At 63.6% G+C, this 16,129-nt stretch carries 16 protein-coding genes; 4 read left to right on the top strand and 12 right to left on the bottom strand.

Annotation, left to right across the window (positions count from 1 at the left end):
- The 7 genes from BV82_RS09425 to BV82_RS09395 all read right to left on the bottom strand — a co-directional run bounded on the left by BV82_RS09425 (position 1) and on the right by BV82_RS09395 (position 7,696).
- Positions 1-774, bottom strand: coding sequence for an enoyl-CoA hydratase (locus BV82_RS09425; protein WP_010224326.1), 774 nt, complete (start codon positions 772-774; stop codon positions 1-3).
- Positions 775-788: 14 nt separating this feature from the next.
- Complete coding sequence (locus tag BV82_RS09420; RefSeq protein ID WP_010224327.1) at positions 789-1,916, bottom strand: acyl-CoA dehydrogenase; 1,128 nt, start codon at positions 1,914-1,916, stop codon at positions 789-791.
- An 8-nt stretch (positions 1,917-1,924) separates the two neighbouring features.
- Positions 1,925-3,118, bottom strand: coding sequence for an acetyl-CoA C-acyltransferase (locus tag BV82_RS09415; RefSeq protein ID WP_010224328.1), 1,194 nt, complete (start codon positions 3,116-3,118; stop codon positions 1,925-1,927).
- A gap of 18 nt (positions 3,119-3,136) precedes the next feature.
- Positions 3,137-3,904: an SDR family NAD(P)-dependent oxidoreductase gene (locus BV82_RS09410; RefSeq protein ID WP_010224330.1), complete on the bottom strand. Its 768-nt coding sequence runs from the start codon at positions 3,902-3,904 to the stop codon at positions 3,137-3,139.
- A 12-nt stretch (positions 3,905-3,916) separates the two neighbouring features.
- Positions 3,917-5,569, bottom strand: a complete 1,653-nt coding sequence (locus BV82_RS09405; RefSeq protein WP_010224332.1) for an AMP-binding protein — start codon at positions 5,567-5,569, stop codon at positions 3,917-3,919.
- A 158-nt stretch (positions 5,570-5,727) separates the two neighbouring features.
- Entirely contained in the window at positions 5,728-6,759 is a 1,032-nt protein-coding gene (locus tag BV82_RS09400; RefSeq protein ID WP_036994440.1) for an AraC family transcriptional regulator, read from the bottom strand.
- A gap of 73 nt (positions 6,760-6,832) precedes the next feature.
- On the bottom strand, positions 6,833-7,696 hold the full coding sequence (locus tag BV82_RS09395; RefSeq protein ID WP_036994439.1) for a LysR substrate-binding domain-containing protein: 864 nt from the start codon (positions 7,694-7,696) through the stop codon (positions 6,833-6,835).
- Between the two features lie 112 nt (positions 7,697-7,808).
- On the opposite strand from BV82_RS09395, the gene BV82_RS09390 reads away from it, so the two are divergent.
- Entirely contained in the window at positions 7,809-8,915 is a 1,107-nt protein-coding gene (locus BV82_RS09390) for a 2-aminoethylphosphonate--pyruvate transaminase (RefSeq protein ID WP_036994438.1), read from the top strand.
- A gap of 56 nt (positions 8,916-8,971) precedes the next feature.
- On the top strand, positions 8,972-9,799 hold the full coding sequence (gene phnX, locus BV82_RS09385) for a phosphonoacetaldehyde hydrolase (RefSeq protein ID WP_036994436.1): 828 nt from the start codon (positions 8,972-8,974) through the stop codon (positions 9,797-9,799).
- Between the two features lie 65 nt (positions 9,800-9,864).
- Here phnX and BV82_RS09380 read toward each other — a convergent pair whose 3' ends face one another.
- Entirely contained in the window at positions 9,865-10,419 is a 555-nt protein-coding gene (locus tag BV82_RS09380; RefSeq protein WP_010224342.1) for an NADPH-dependent FMN reductase, read from the bottom strand.
- Between the two features lie 150 nt (positions 10,420-10,569).
- Here BV82_RS09380 and BV82_RS09375 point away from each other — a divergent pair, with 150 nt between their 5' ends.
- Entirely contained in the window at positions 10,570-10,788 is a 219-nt protein-coding gene (locus tag BV82_RS09375; protein WP_010224343.1) for a hypothetical protein, read from the top strand.
- Between the two features lie 6 nt (positions 10,789-10,794).
- Here BV82_RS09375 and BV82_RS09370 read toward each other — a convergent pair whose 3' ends face one another.
- The 4 genes from BV82_RS09370 to BV82_RS09355 form a co-directional block, all read right to left on the bottom strand.
- A complete protein-coding gene (locus BV82_RS09370) occupies positions 10,795-13,050 on the bottom strand; it encodes an Orn/Lys/Arg family decarboxylase (protein ID WP_036994435.1) in 2,256 nt (751 codons plus the stop codon).
- A 78-nt stretch (positions 13,051-13,128) separates the two neighbouring features.
- Positions 13,129-13,926, bottom strand: a complete 798-nt coding sequence (gene dnaQ / locus BV82_RS09365; RefSeq protein WP_081492822.1) for a DNA polymerase III subunit epsilon — start codon at positions 13,924-13,926, stop codon at positions 13,129-13,131.
- Positions 13,927-13,963: 37 nt separating this feature from the next.
- Positions 13,964-14,410, bottom strand: coding sequence for a ribonuclease HI (gene rnhA, locus BV82_RS09360; protein WP_010224348.1), 447 nt, complete (start codon positions 14,408-14,410; stop codon positions 13,964-13,966).
- A 50-nt stretch (positions 14,411-14,460) separates the two neighbouring features.
- Entirely contained in the window at positions 14,461-15,219 is a 759-nt protein-coding gene (locus BV82_RS09355) for a class I SAM-dependent methyltransferase (RefSeq protein WP_036994434.1), read from the bottom strand.
- 79 nt (positions 15,220-15,298) lie between these two features.
- On the opposite strand from BV82_RS09355, the gene gloB reads away from it, so the two are divergent.
- Positions 15,299-16,078, top strand: coding sequence for a hydroxyacylglutathione hydrolase (gene gloB / locus BV82_RS09350; protein WP_010224352.1), 780 nt, complete (start codon positions 15,299-15,301; stop codon positions 16,076-16,078).
- The last annotated feature ends 51 nt before the right edge of the window (positions 16,079-16,129 follow it).

The following is a 16,129-nucleotide window of genomic DNA, read 5'->3' as shown; positions in this document are numbered from 1 at the left end:
TCAACGATCCTTGAACTGCGCCTCACGCTTGGCGATAAACGCGGCCATGCCTTCCTTCTGGTCTTCGGTGGCGAAGGCCGCATGGAACACCCGGCGCTCGAAACGCACGCCCTCGGCCAGGTTGACCTCAAAGGCACGGTTGACGCTTTCCTTGACCATCATGGTCATCGGGATCGACTTGCTAGCGATGGTCGCGGCCACTTTCAGCGCTTCCTCCAGCAACTCGGCCTGCGGTACTACCCGTGCGACCAGGCCAGCGCGCTCGGCTTCCTCGGCGCCCATCAGGCGGCCGCTCAGACACAGCTCCATGGCCTTGGCCTTGCCCACCGCACGGGTCAGGCGCTGGGTGCCGCCCATGCCTGGCAGCACACCGAGATTGATTTCCGGCTGGCCGAACTTGGCGTTATCGGCGGCAAGGATGAAGTCGCACATCATCGCCAGTTCACAACCGCCGCCCAGGGCAAAACCCGACACAGCGGCGATGATCGGCTTGCGCCGGTTGGCGATGCGATCAGCGTCGCTGAACAGGTCATCGACGTAGATCTGCGGGTAGCGCAGGTCGGCCATTTCCTTGATGTCGGCGCCAGCTGCGAACGCCTTGGCGGAGCCGGTCAGCACCACGCAACCGATGTTCGGGTCGGCCTCGAGCTGGTCCAGGGCCTGGTTGATCTCGCCGACGATCTGCGCGTTCAGGGCATTGAGCGCCTGAGGGCGGTTGAGGGTGATCAGGCCGACCTTGCCGTGGATGTCCAACAGAATGGTTTCAAATGACATGCAAGCTGCTCCCTTCAAAGATTGCGCGCAATGACCATGCGCTGAATGTCGCTGGTGCCTTCATAGATCTGGCAGACCCGCACATCGCGGTAGATGCGCTCCAGCGGAAAGTCGCTCAGATAGCCATAACCGCCGAGGGTCTGCAAGGCATCCGAACAGACCTTTTCGGCCATTTCCGAGGCGAACAGCTTGGCCATCGACGCTTCGACCAGGGCCGGACGCCCGGCATCGCGCAGCGCCGCGGCATGCAGGACCATCTGCCGGGCCACGGCAACGCGGGTGGCCATGTCGGCCAGGCGGAAGGCCACGGCCTGGTGCTCGATCAACGGTTTGCCGAAGCTCTCGCGCTCGCGGGCATAGTCACGGGCCACCTCGAAGGCGGCACGGGCCATGCCCACCGATTGCGAAGCGATGCCGATACGGCCACCTTCAAGGTTGGCCAGGGCGATCTTGTAGCCTTCGCCCTCCTCGCCCAAGCGGTTGGCCACCGGCACGCGCACGTTGTCAAAGACGATCTGGCAGGTGTCGGAGGCGTGCTGGCCGAGTTTGTCCTCGACTCGCGCCACTTGGTAACCCGCTGAGTCGGTGGGCACGATAAAGGCACTGATGCCGCGTTTACCGGCCTCGGGGTCAGTCACGGCAAACACGATCACCACCCCGGCGTTCTGCCCGGAGGTGATGAACTGCTTGCAGCCGTTGAGCACGTAGTGATCGCCATCTCGGCGGGCGCGGGTCTTCAGGCTGCTGGCATCGGAGCCGGCCTGCGGCTCGGTCAGGGCGAAGGCACCGAGCATCGCGCCACTGGCAAGCGGCGTGAGGAACTGCTGCTTCTGTTGCTCATTGCCGAACTTGAGGATCGGTACGCAGCCCACCGAGTTATGCACGCTCATGATGGTCGAGCAAGCGCCGTCGCCGGCGGCGATTTCTTCCAGGGCCATGGCATAGGCGACATAACCGGTGTCGCTGCCGCCCCACTGCTCCGGCACCAGCATGCCAAACAGGCCCAGCTCGGCCATCTCCTGGATGGCCTCCTTGGGAAAGCGGTGTTCGCGGTCCCACTGCTCGGCGAATGGCCGCAGGCGCTCCTGGGCAAACTGGCGCACCGCATCGCTGATTTGCTGTTGTTCGTCATTGATTAGCATGGTGCACCTCAGTACAGACACTCGACGGCCATGGCCGTGGCTTCACCGCCGCCGATGCAGATGGCGGCAATCCCGCGATGCAGGCCTTTCTGGCGCAGGGCCGCGAGCAAGGTGACAAGGATGCGTGCGCCCGAAGCACCGATCGGGTGGCCCAGGGCGCACGCGCCGCCATGGACGTTGACCTTGTCGTGCGGCAGGTCCAGGTGCTTCATCGCCGCCAGGGTGACCACGGCGAAGGCTTCGTTGATTTCGAACAGGTCGACCTCGGCCAGGCTCCAGCCGGTGCGTTTGACCAGCTTGTCGATAGCACCGATCGGTGCGCTGGGGAACAACGCCGGGGTGTCGGCAAATGCCGCGTGACCATGGATCACCGCCAGCGGCTTCAAGCCTTGCTTCTGTGCCTGGGAACGACGCATCAGCACCAGCGCCGCAGCACCGTCGGAGATCGAGCTGGAGTTTGCCGCGGTCACCGAGCCGCCGTCGCGAAAGGCCGGCTTGAGCTGCGGGATCTTGTCCAGGCGCGCCTTGGGCGGCTGCTCGTCGTCGCTGATCAGGCGCTGGGTCTTGCCCTCGGTCACTTCGACCGGAACGATCTCGCTGGCAAAGCTGCCGTCCTTGATAGCCTGCTGGGCGCGGGTCAGCGAGGCGATGGCGAAATCGTCCTGCTGCTCACGGGTAAATCCATTGCTCTGGGCGCAGTCCTCGGCAAAGGTGCCCATCAACCGGCCCTTGTCGTAGGCATCTTCCAGGCCGTCGAAGAACATGTGGTCGATGATCTTGCCGTGGCCCATGCGGTAACCGCTGCGGGCCTTGTCCAGCAGGTAAGGGGCATTGGACATGCTCTCCATGCCGCCGGCCACAACCACATCGGCGCTGCCGGCCAGCAGCAGGTCGTGGGCCATGATCGCCGCCTGCATGCCCGAGCCGCACATCTTGTTCAGGGTGGTGCAGGTGGTGGCCTTGTTCAGCCCAGCGCCCAGCGCCGCCTGGCGCGCCGGGGCCTGGCCCAGGCCTGCCGGCAGCACGCAGCCGAACAGCACCTGCTCGACGCTGTCGGGGGCTACCCCGGCACGCTCGACAGCGGCACGAATGGCCGCAGCACCCAGCTGCGGTGCGGTCAGGCTTTTCAGGTCGCCCTGCAGGCCGCCCATGGGCGTGCGCACGGCGCTGACGATTACAATCGGATCATTGGCAAGGGTCATGATTGAATACTCCGAAAATTATTTGGCAGCCATGCGCAAGGCGCCGTCGAGACGGATCACCTCACCGTTGAGCATGCTGTTTTCAATGATGTGGCGGGCCAGCGCGGCGTATTCCTGCGGGCGGCCCAAGCGTGGCGGGAACGGTACTCCGGCGGCCAGCGAGTCGCGTACTTCCTGGGTCATGCCGGCCATCATCGGGGTTTCGAAAATGCCCGGGGCGATGGTCATCACACGGATGCCGAAGCGTGCCAGTTCACGGGCGGCGGGCAAGGTCAGGCTGGCGATCGCACCCTTGGAGGCGGCGTAGGCGGCCTGGCCGATCTGGCCGTCATAAGCGGCGATCGACGCGGTATTGATGATCACCCCGCGCTCACCGTCGGCGCCCGCCTCGCCTTCGGCCATGGCCGCAGCGGCCAGGCGCAAGAGGTTGAAGCTGCCGATCAGGTTGACGTTGATCACCCGGCTGAAGCTGTCCAGGCCATGGGGGCCGTTCTTGCCCAGAACCTTTTCGGCGCCAACGATACCGGCGCAATTGATCAGGCCATGGAGACTGCCGAAGGCGGCAACGGCGGCATCGACCGCGGCCTTGGCGGCGGCCTCCTGACTGATATCGGCAACTGCAAAGCGTGCCTTGGTGCCCAGCGCCTGGGCCTTGGCAGCGACCGCCTCGGCATTGAGGTCGACCAGCATCACCTGGGCTCCGGCCTCGATGAGCATCTGTGCGGTGGCGGCGCCCAGGCCGGAGGCTGCGCCGCTGACGATGAAGTTCTTGTTGGCAATCTGCATGATGGTCGTTCCTCAGGCGCTGACGGTCGAAGCCTGCGCGGCTTGTTGTTTGGCAATTTCCTGGTTACGCAGGATGAAACGCTGCAGCTTGCCGCTCGGGGTCTTGGGCAGTTCGCTGACGAATTCGATTTCCCGTGGATAGGCGTGGGCGTACAGGCGCTGGCGGACATGCTGTTTCAGCGCCTCGGCCAGTTCCTCGCAGGGCTGTGTGCCGCTGGCCAGCACCACGAAGGCCTTGATCAGCTCGGTACGTTCCGGGTCGGGCTTGCCGACCACCGCGGCCTCGATCACCGCCGGGTGTTCGATCAGCGCGCTCTCGACATCGAACGGGCCGACCCGGTAGCCGGAGGTGGTGATCACGTCGTCACTGCGACCGACAAAGCTGATGCTGCCATCGCTATTGAGCTCGACGGTGTCGCCGCTCAAGTAGTACTTGCCGACGAAGGCCTTGGTCGGCAAACCGTGGTAGCCGTTAAACCAGCACAGCGGCGACTGCTCGCGATCCACGGCGAGAATCCCCGGTTGCCCTGCCGGCAGTTCACGGTGCTGCTCATCGAGCACGACGATGCGGTGGCCGGGAATGGCGAAGCCGGCCGAGCCCAGGTGCACCGGGTGCTCCAGGCCATGGTGGTTGCACAGCACCATGCCCAGCTCGGTCTGCCCGTAATGGTCGTGGATGGTCACCCGCAACTCATCGGCAAACCAGCGGATCACTTCCGGGTTGAGCGGCTCGCCGGCGCTGCTGACCACCCGCAAGCGGCCCTTGATCGGCGTGCTGAACGCGCGGCCGGCAGCGATCAGCAGGCGATAGGCGGTGGGCGAGCCTGCCAGGTTGCTGATGGCGTACTTGTTGATGACCCGGCAGGTGCTTTCGACACTGAACGGCCCATCGAAAAAGGTCGTGGCGTGCCCCAGCGCCAGGGGCCCGGTCACCGCGTAGTAAAGCCCGTAGGCCCAGCCCGGATCGGCGAGGTTCCAGAAATTGTCCTCAGGGCGCAGGTCGATGGCGTCACGCATGTAGCCCTGGAAGGCAACGATCGCCCGCAGCGGCACTTCCAGCGGCTTGGCCGGGCCGGTAGTGCCGGAGGTGAACATCAGCAGGAACGGCGCATCTGCACCGAGCAGCACCGGCGGGCAATGATCATCGGCTGCTGCCAGCGCCGTGTGAAAGTCGATATCGCTGGCGTCGTCGGCGGCACCAACACAGATGATCGTCGGGCAGTCATGGACCTCGTCGAGCTTGCTGCGATTGAGTGGCTCGGTGACCACCACCTTGGCCCCGGACTGTTCCAGCCGGTGCTCGATAGCCTTGGGGCCAAAAGCAGTGAACAGCGGTTGGTAGACTGCGCCCAGGCGCCAGGTGGCCAACACGGTGATCAGCAACTCGACCGTACGCGGCATCAAGCCGGCAACCCGGTCGCCGGCGCCTACACCCTGGGCCCTGAGCACATTGGCCAGGCGCGCAGCAGATTGCTGCAGTTGCTCGAAGCTGTACTGGGCGCTGCTACCCTCGCGGCCTTCGCAGTTCAGTGCAATACGATTGCCGCCAACATGCCGGTCGCAGCATTCGACGCAGGCATTGAGCGCTTCAAGGCTGCCTTGCAGGGCGGCCGCAGCGGTTTGCGGGTAGTTGAATCCTTGCGCCGCGGCACGGTAATCACGCATCGCCAGACTCCTCGTTTTTTATTGTTGGAATAAAACGATTGATCTGAAGATAGTCGCGCCAGAGCCGTTACGGGACAATGGCCAAAGCTGTCAATCTGGATGACTGGTTTGGCCTCAAGGATTGCGTGGACCGTTTGCCGACGTTGCCGCAGCCGCGATCATCGCGCCGGTGGATGGGTTTCACCCTGCCCGATCAGCGTCCGATAGTGGCCGGGGTTGCAGCCATACCATTTGCGAAACGCCTTGTAGAATGAGCTGCTGTCAGCGAACCCCAGACGCTCGGCAATCTCGGCGAAGCTCACCTGCGCCTCTGCCAGCCAGGCAATCGACAGCTCTTTGCGCACACTGTCCTTGAGGCCCTGATAGGTCGTGCCTTCTTCGGCCAGACGGCGACGCAGGGTCGAGGCCGATATGCACAGCTGCTGGGCCTGGGTTTCGGTTTCCGGCCACTCGCCGGCGGGTAGCTGGCGCAGCGTTTCCTTGATCCGTCGCGCGAGGCTGGCCGGGTCACGGTACTTGACCAGAATGTTGGCCGGCGCCTCGGCCAGAAAGCGCTGCAACTCTTCCGGCGTACGTTTGAGCGGCAGGTCCAGGCAATCGGCCGCGAAGATCATCCGCGTACGCGGGCGGCCGAACTGCAGGTTCTCCGAAAACATTACCCGGTAGTCATCGCAAAATGGCGGTTCAGCGCAACGCAGCTCGATGGCCAGGATCGGAATGCGCCGCCCGGCCAGCCAGCAGGCAACCCCATGGACAATCATCCAGAAAGTGAAATAAGTGAAGGCCCGGCGCGGCTCATCCAGCGGCTCGCCGACGACGATTTCCGCCAGGCTCTGCTGGCGTACCAGGACCGGCTGCAGGTGCTCGAGCATCAGCCCGAGAAACGCCAGGGCGCTCTCCAGCGCGGCGCCCAGGGTTGGCTGGGCCATGGAAGAACGGCACAGGAAGGCCAGGCTGCCGGTGCGCAGGCCGCGCGGGTCCATGCAAAAGAATTCATCGTGGCAACGGCGAGCGAGCAAGCGCCAGAGCTGCGCGTAGGCACTGGCCGGCACCCGTGCGTCAGCTTCGTGCAGTTGCCCGGGATCGATCCCCACGCGGCCGAGCAAGGCCTGGCTGGTTGCACCCGGGGCATAACTCTGCAGCAGCGCTTCACGCACCAGTTGCATGGAGATGGTGTCTTTCTCCGTCATCAGCAGTATTTCGCCTTGCCTGTGTTATTTGATCGCCATCTTAGGAGCCTGCCGGGAAAAAACCAGCCCTGGCTCAGCGTACCGGAGCCAGGTTGAGAAAAGCCTGGATCAGGCGCAGTTCGCGGCGCCGCTGCAAGCAGCCGATCATGTGCTGGTTGACCAGCCCCGATCCGGCGATGGGCCGTGCCACCACCCGCGGGTCATGGCTGATTTCCGCCGAAGACACGATGCCGATGCCAAGCTGCGCAGCCACGGCTTCAGTCACTGCTTCACGGCTATCGAGCTCCAGCAGGACCCGCGGCTGAACACCGGCCTCACTGCAGGCCTGATCGAACGTGCGGCGGGTGATCGAGCTGGGTTCGCGCAGCACCATGATCTGTGCGTCCAGTTCCCTCAACTGCAGCTCACCTGTACTGCCCGCCCAAACGTGCCCGGCCGGTAGCAAAGCGCAGATCCGTGAATCACCGAGGCTTTGCAGGTACAGGCCCTTGCGCGGTTCGACTTCGGTCAGGACCGCCACATCGGCATGCTCGCAGAGCAGCGCTGCCAGGGTTTCCTGGGCGTTGCCCAGGCGCAGGTTGACGGTGATGCCCGGGTAAGCCTCACGCAACTGCGCCAGCATCGGCATGACCCGGTGCGGGCCATCGGCCGCCACTTCCAGGCGCCCGGTGAGCAACTGCCGGTTGGCCTCAAGCATCACCTGCGCTTCTTCGGCCAAACCGAACATGGCGCGGGTAATCGCCGCCAGGCGAATGCCTTCCTCGGTCAGCTCGACCCGCCGGGCGGTGCGACGCAGCAAGGTGATCTGGTAATGCTCCTCCAGGGCTTTGATATGCCCGGTCACCGCTGGCTGGCTGATGAACAGGCGGTTGGCGGCGCGGGTAAAACTGCCCTCACGGGCCACGGCGTCGAAAGCGCGGAGCTGGAACAGGTTCATATTTATCGGCCTGACTTATGGCTGGCATAACAACAAACAATTTGATTGATAGCTCACGGAATTGCAACTTAGGCCCCATAGATTCAGCCCACCGCTTGTGAGGATTACCGGAATGAGTAACGCCCCTATCCTGCTGACCCCCGGCCCCCTGACCACCTCAGCCCGCACCCGCCAAGCGATGATGGTCGACTGGGGCTCATGGGACCGCGACTTCAACCAGCTGACCGCCAGCCTCTGCGAGCAACTGCTGGCCATCGTCAACGGCGCCGACAGCCACCACTGCGTGCCCCTGCAAGGCAGCGGCACCTTTGCCGTGGAGGCCGCCATAGGCACCCTGGTGCCTCGCGATGGCAAGGTCCTGGTGCTGATCAACGGCGCCTACGGCCAACGCCTGGCGAAGATCTGCAAGGTCCTGGGGCGTGCCTGCAGCACTTTCGAAACCGCCGAAGACCAGCCGACCACCGCCGCCGACGTCGATCGCCTGCTGGCCGCCGACAGCAGCATTACCCACGTGGCGCTGATTCACTGCGAAACCAGCACTGGCATTCTCAACCCACTGGCGCAGATCGCCGAGGTCATCGCCCGCCACGGCAAGCGTCTGATCATCGACGCCATGAGCTCGTTCGGCGCCTTGCCGATCGATGCCCGCCACGTGCCGTTCGACGCCTTGATCGCCGCGTCGGGCAAATGCCTGGAAGGTGTGCCCGGGATGGGCTTCGTGTTTGCCAACAAACAGTCGCTGGCCGCCGCCGAAGGCAACTCGCCGTCGCTGGCCATGGACCTGCAGGACCAGCATGCCTACATGGCCAAGACCGGCCAATGGCGCTTCACCCCGCCCACCCACGTGGTAGCGGCGCTGCACGAGGCCTTGCTGCAATACACCGAAGAAGGCGGCCTGCCCGCCCGCCATCAACGCTATGCCAGCAACTGCAAGACGCTGCTCGACGGCATGGCCGCGATCGGCTTGCGCAGCTTCCTGCCGGCTGAGATCCAGGCGCCGATCATTGTCACCTTCCATGCCCCGCAGGATCCGCGCTACCAGTTCAAGGACTTCTACGAGCGGGTCAAGGCCAAGGGCTTCATCCTTTACCCAGGCAAGCTGACCCAGGTCGAGACCTTCCGCGTCGGTTGCATCGGCTGCGTCGGTCCGCAGGGCATGCAGGCTGCGGTCAATGCCATCGCCCACGTCCTGCAGGAAATGGAAGTGCTGGACATCTGACACCACGAATTCCTTTTACCTGACCAGCGCCACCACCCGCTCAAGGAACCCTGAACATGAACTACAGCAATCCGACCCACCTGCAAGCCGCGATTCTCGACTGGGCCGGTACCGTGGTCGACTTTGGCTCCTTCGCCCCGACGCAGATCTTCGTCGAGGCCTTCGCCGAGTTCGACGTCGAAGTGTCCATTGAGGAAGCCCGTGGCCCGATGGGCATGGGCAAGTGGGACCACATCCGCACCTTGTGCGACCAGCCGCAAATCGCCGAGCGCTATCGCAAGGTGTTTGGCCGCACCCCGAGCGATGCCGACGTCACCGCCATTTATGAACGCTTCATGCCGCTGCAGATCGAGAAGATCGCCGTGCACTCGGCACTGATTCCCGGTGCCCTCGACACCCTGGCCGGGCTGCGCCAGGACGGCCTGAAGATCGGCTCGTGCTCGGGCTACCCGAAAGTGGTGATGGACAAGGTGGTGGCGTTGGCGGCGCAGAACGGTTATGTGGCCGATTACGTGGTGGCCACCGACGAAACCCCGAACGGCCGCCCGTGGCCGGCCCAGGCCTTGGCCAACGTGATTGCCCTGGGGATCGATGACGTCGCCGCCTGTGTCAAGGTCGACGACACCGTGCCAGGCATCCTCGAAGGTCGTCGTGCCGGCATGTGGACGGTAGCGCTGGTGTGCTCGGGCAACGCTCTGGGCCTGACTTACGAAGGCTACCGCGCTCTGGCCTCGGACACGCTCGAACGCGAACGCAAGCGCATTCATGCCCTGTTCGAAAGCTCGCGCCCGCACTACCTGATCGACACCATCAACGAGTTGCCGCAAGTGATTGCTGATATCAACAAGCGCCTGGCACGAGGCGAGATGCCGCAGGCGGTGTAAAACCACCCTCGCGGTGCAAGCCCGCTCCTACAGGCAGGAGCGGGCTTGCATCGCGATTAGCTGCCTCACTTCTGATGCCGCTCGACCCACACGGCAAATTTGTCGATAAAGGCCTGCAAGAACGGCCGGGTCTTCTCCGACAGTTTGCCGTGCTCATCGAACAGCGTTGCCGCCCCTGCGATATACGCCTCCGGCTGCTGCATGCACGGCACATCGAGGAACACCAGCGACTGGCGCAGATGATGGTTGGCGCCGAAGCCGCCCACCGCACCGGGCGACACACTGATCACCGCCCCCGGCTTGCCGTTCCAGGCGCTCTGGCCATAGGGCCGCGAGCCCACATCGATGGCGTTCTTCAACACCCCCGGCACCGATCGGTTGTATTCCGGGGTGACGAACAGTACCGCATCACTGCTGCGAATCTGCTCGCGAAAGGTCTTGTAGGCCTGGGGCGGATTGGCATCGATATCCTCGTTGTACAAGGCCAGCTCGCCGATTTCGACACTGTGCAGTTTGAGGTTGGACGGCGCGAGCTCCGCCAGCGCACGGGCGACCTTGCGGTTGAGGGACTCCTTGCGCAAGCTGCCGACGACGACGGCGACTGAATACACCTGGCTCATGGCAATTTCCTGACGTGAAGAAGAAAGGGAGTTGTAGGTATAGATGATCCCGCCCGGGTCTGAAGTTTTTTTCCGTTCGGGCAAAACTTACCAGGCAAAACAGTGGTCTATGCCTGACAGATCCCTATTTCTTCAGAGGTTGCACGGTAAATGACAGCAGTACTGGTCGGACAGTTTCATGCACGGGACGCAGAGGGCCGCATCTATCCCGTTCATGAGTTCCAGGAAGCCACCCTGCAGGCCGACGGTAGTGGCGCAGCCCTGCCGGTTACCACCTATAAGCTGGCAATCGGCGACCGGGTCAATCATCTGGGTGAGGATCGCTTCGAGCTGGTGCAAAGCGGCGTGGAAATCATCCGCATTCCCTGACCGTGCTCACACCTTGATGCAATCGACGGTATAGATCCGCCCCTGCGCAGTCGTTTCGTGCTGCAACCCATGCACATCGGCGACAAAGCCGGGAAAGCCGCTGTCGAAGGCGGCGGCAAACGCCAGGTAATCGATGATCGAGCGGGTCGCCTCGGTAAACCGCTCCCCCGGCATGATCAACGGAATTCCCGGCGGATAGGGCACCAGCATGACTGCGGCGATGCGCCCGAGCAACTGCCCGATCGGCACCGCCTCGACCTCCCCGCGCACCATCCGGTCATAGGCATCGGCGGGTTTGATCACCACTTCCGGCAAGCGGGTAAACAGGCGCTTGAGCTGCTTGGCGATGGCATTGCTGCGGTAGCAGGCGTGCAGTTGGTCGCACAGGTCCCGCAGGCCCAGGCCCTGATAGCGCAGCGGATCGAGCTGAGCGATGCACGGCAGGCTTTCGACCAGGCTGGTATTGGCGTCGTAGTTGCGCTTGAACTCGAGCAACTCGGTCAGCAGCGTGCTCCATTTGCCCTTGGTGATGCCCATCGAGAACAGCACCAGAAAGGTATACAACCCGGTCTTCTCCACCACCAGGCCGCGCTCCCAGAGAAACTTGCTGACCACTGCCGCTGGAATGCCGTGCTCGCTCAAGGCTCCGCCGGCGCTGAGCCCCGGCATCACCAGGGTGACCTTGATCGGGTCGAGCAGCACGTAATCATCACTGACATCGCCAAAGCCATGCCAGTCGGCCTGCGGCTGCAACAGCCAGTCCTCGGTCGCTACCCGGCGTACGCTCTCCTCCAGCGGCGGCTGCCAGATGCTGAACCACCAGTCGTCCTTGTCCATATGCTCGCGCAGTTTGGCCATGGCCCGGCGAAAGCTCAGCGCCTCGTCAAACATTTCCTGTAGCAGGGAGCGCCCGGCCGGGCCTTCCATCATCGCCGAAGACACATCCAGCGAGGCAAGGATGCTGTACTGCGGCGAGGTGGAGATATGCATCATGAAGGCTTCGTTGAAGCGGTCGCGGTCCAGCTGCCGGGCGCCACCGTCCTGCACATGAATCATCGACGCCTGGCTGAAGGCTGCCAACAGCTTATGGGTGGAATGGGTGCTGAACACCAGCGGGCTGCCGGCACTGCGCGAAGTACCCATGGCGTAACGCCCGCGGAAGAATTCGTGGAACGCCGCGTAGGCGTACCAGGCCTCGTCAAAATGCAGCACCTCGACACTGTTGCCCAGTTCCTGCTTGATCAGTTCGGCGTTGTAGCACAGCCCGTCGTAGGTGGAGTTGGTCACCACCGCCAGCTTGACCTTGGCCGGCCGGCCCCGGGCCAGGGGGTTGGCCTGAATCTTGGCGTGGATCGACGCCGGGCTGAATTCACTCAGCGGGATTGGCCCGATGATGCCCAGCTCGTTGCGCTCCGGGCACAGGTACAAGGGGATGGCCCCGGTCATGATGATCGCGTGCACCACCGATTTGTGACAGTTGCGGTCGACCAGCACCAGGTCATCACGGCCGACCATCGAATGCCAGACGATCTTGTTGGCCGTCGAGGTACCGTTGATCACGAAGAAGGTATGGTCAGCGCCAAAGTTTTTTGCCGCGCGGGCCTCGGCGGCGGCCAGGGGGCCGGTGTGGTCGAGCAGCGAACCGAGCTCGGGCACCGACACCGACAAATCCGAACGCAGGGTATTTTCCCCGAAGAACTGATGGAAGGCCTGGCCGACCGGACTTTTGCGGTAGGCCACGCCACCGCCATGACCGGGCGTATGCCATGAATAATTCGATTGCGCGGTGTGTTGCACCAGGGCCTTGAAGAACGGTGGCAGCAGTCCATCCAGGTAGCTGTGCGCCGCCCGTGCCACTTGCCGGGCGAGAAACGGCACGGTGTCTTCGAACAGGTAAAGAATGCCGCGCAGCTGGTTCAGCTCGCTCATCACATCGGCGGGGGCGTTTTCCAGCGTCACCTGCTCGCCAAGGGCGAAGATCGGCAAGTGCGGGGCACGCACCCGGGCCAGGCGAATCAGATCGACCATGTTCTGCAGCAAATGGGTGTTTTCGCCTGCGCCTTCGGCGGCAACCAGCATGCAGGCAAGGCCATGGTGGGTCGAGGCGACCAGACGAGCTTCGGCGTAGTCGATCGCCGGCAGGATGGTGAGACCGTCCTGGGCCAGCTCCTGGGCAATACCGCGGACACGCTCGCCGGCGACCGTATCGGCCTTGATGTCGCGATGCACGATCAGGACGGGAAACTTGAGGTCCTTGTACATGGGCGGGCGCTTCCTCCGAGTGACAGCTGCGTCAACTCAGGGTAGAAGGTCGCCAGCGCCTCTGCGCGGCAAATTGCCTCAGTTTGCGTCGGCCAGCTGCTGCCACAGTGCCGGGCCACCGGCGGACTTGGCAATCGCCTCCAGGCGAGCCATGTGCAGCTCGAGCTCTTGCTCGCTGGCGCGGATGATCCGCCCTGGCTGTCGGCTGGCGGGCAGGCGGCGGATCTCGCTGGCGCGGTTGTCTTGCCCCTCCTCCTCGCCGTCGGCACCGTGCCCGGCCAGCGACAGGCTGGTCTGGCCACCGGTCATGTTCAGGTAGACGTCGGCCAGCAGCTCCGAGTCGAGCAGCGCGCCGTGCAGCTCACGGCCGGAGTTGTCGACGCCGTAGCGCTTGCACAGGGCATCAAGGCTGTTGCGCTGGCCCGGATGCCGGGATCGGGCCAGCATCAGGGTGTCGAGAATGGTGCAGTGCTGGGTGATATCGGCGCGGTCGCGCTGACCGAGCAAGGCGAACTCGTTGTTGATGAAGCCAACGTCGAACGCTGCGTTGTGGATGATCAGCTGGGCGCCCTGGATGAACTCGAAGAATTCATCGGCGACCTCGGCGAAACGCGGCTTGTCGAGCAGGAAGGAATCGGTGATGCCGTGGACGCCGATGGCGCCTTCATCGCTCTCGCGGTCCGGTTGCAGGTAGACGTGGAAGTGTCGCCCGGTCAAGCGTCGGCCCATCAGCTCGACACCGCCGATCTCGATGATTCGGTGGCCGTCGGTGACCGGCATGCCGGTGGTTTCGGTGTCGAGGACGACCGACCTGTTGTTCTGAATCTCCACGCCGGGGGTCTCCTGCCGCGTACAGTCTGGTGAAAAGCCGGCCATTCTACCTCAGCTCAAGGGTGAGTGGCGGCCGCTGTGCTCAACGCAGACTACGGACCTCGTCAACGCCGCGGTTGGCCAACTGGTCGGCGCGTTCGTTGCCATGATGGCCGACGTGCCCGCGCACCCACTTCCAGGTGACCTTGTGCCGGCCCACCTGCTCATCGAGCAATTGCCAGAGGTCGGCGTTCTTCACCGGCTCTTTGGAGGCGGTCTTCCAGCCACGCTTCTTCCAGTTGACCATCCACTCGGTGATGCCTTTCATCACGTACTGGGAGTCGGTCACCAGCAGCACTTCGCATTCACGCTTGAGCGCTTCCAGGCCCTTGATCGCGGCCATCAATTCCATGCGGTTATTGGTGGTGTCGCGCTCGCCGCCCCACAGTTCCTTCTCGACGCCCTTGCAGACCATCAGCACACCCCAGCCACCCGGGCCAGGGTTACCCTTGCAGGCGCCATCGGTAAATATCTCGACGCTATCGCTCATTTACAGCCTTTTCATCAATGATTTGACCCCGTGCCCTTGGGGCCCGGAACTCAGGGTTCGGAATGGCGCCGGTTGACCTTGGCCATCGGCAGCGGCAGCAGCTTGCCCATCGGTTCGCGGCGCTCCAGACGCAGGGGTCGCAACCCCACCACCATCTTGCGCGCCACCAGCAGGTAGACGCCGCCACCGCCACTCTGCCAGCCACCGGCAACCCGCTCCCAGCCGGCCAGGCGCTGTTGCCAGGCGGGGGATGCGAGCGGCGGACGATAGCACCCGAAGCGGCGTTTCTCCAGCGCGAAGCCCAGCAGGTTGAGCCAGTCGCCGACCCTTGAGGGGGAAATGCAGCGCGCCTTGCGCAGGGCATCATGGGCAAACACCCGACGCATGCCCCAACTGCTCCAGGGGTTGATACCGACGATCAGCAGATGGCCGCCCGGACGCACACTGCTGGCGGCCTCGCGCAACAGGCCATGGGGCGACAGGCTGAAGTCCAGGCCGTGCTGCAGCACCACAACGTCGGCGGCGTGCTCGCTCAGTGGCCAGGCCTGTTCTTCGCAGACGATCTCGACCCCCGGCAGCGGCGCGCCCAAGCGCACGTTGCGCTGCACCTGCGGGGCTTTGGGCGGCGCTTCGGCGCAGGGGCCGTAGTGCACCAGGTAACCACCGAAGTAACGCCCCAGCTCCTCTTCGAGCAGGCGTTGTTCCTCCTTGAGCATGAGTTGCCCGAGGGGGCCGGCGAACCAGTCGCGGGCCTGGCTGATCAGCTCCAGCCACTGCGGATCGGCCTGGGCGAAGGCTTGATCGGTCATTGCAGTCTCCCTTGAAGGTTCTCGACAGCGCACATAGCTACTAAGATGCACCCATGTCCACCGTTTGGCGAATCGCACCATGATACAGATCGATGCCCTGCCCGCTTTCAACGATAACTACATCTGGTTGTTACAAGATTCTGCCAGCCAGCGGTGCGCGGTGGTCGATCCGGGCGATGCGGCACCGGTACTGGCCTGGCTTGAACGCCATCCCGGCTGGCACCTGAGCGATATCCTCATCACCCACCACCATCACGACCATGTCGGTGGCGTCGAGCAGCTCAAGGCGCGGACCGGCGCGACCGTCTACGGCCCCGCCCAGGAACGCATTCCCGGTCGTGACCAGGCCCTGGACGACAACGCCAGCGTGCGCGTTCTGGGCCTAGATTTCCAGGTCATCGCCGTCCCCGGACACACCCTGGGACACATTGCCTATTATTGCCAGCAAACAGCCACGCCCGTGCTGTTCTGTGGCGATACCTTGTTCGCCGCTGGATGCGGGCGCCTGTTCGAAGGCACACCGGAGCAAATGCACCATTCCCTGCAGCGCCTGGCCGCCCTGCCCGCCGAAACCCTGGTGTACTGCACCCACGAATATACCTTGAGCAACCTGCGCTTCGCCCAGGCCGTCGAGCCTGAAAACCCGCACATTGCCCAACGCTTCGCCGACGTTACCGAGCTAAGATCACAAGATCGCATCACGTTGCCTTCAACCCTGGCCCTGGAAAAGCTCACCAACCCCTTTCTGCGGACCTCCGTAACATCCGTTAAAGAAAAACTAGACGAACGGAATGGCCCGATAAACCCCACGCCAAGTGCTGTTTTTGCTGGGTTGCGCGCTTGGAAAGATCGGTTCTAAACAGCCGCTGTTGGTGACGGAAAGTTCTGAAAGGTTGACCGTTGAGGGGCC

Origin of the sequence: Pseudomonas donghuensis (assembly GCF_000696345.2) — a bacterium.
Taxonomy (GTDB): Bacteria; Pseudomonadota; Gammaproteobacteria; order Pseudomonadales; family Pseudomonadaceae; genus Aquipseudomonas; species Aquipseudomonas donghuensis.
The sequence above is the reverse complement of the archived record's forward strand: the minus strand, read 5'-3'. Positions and strand labels throughout refer to the sequence as shown.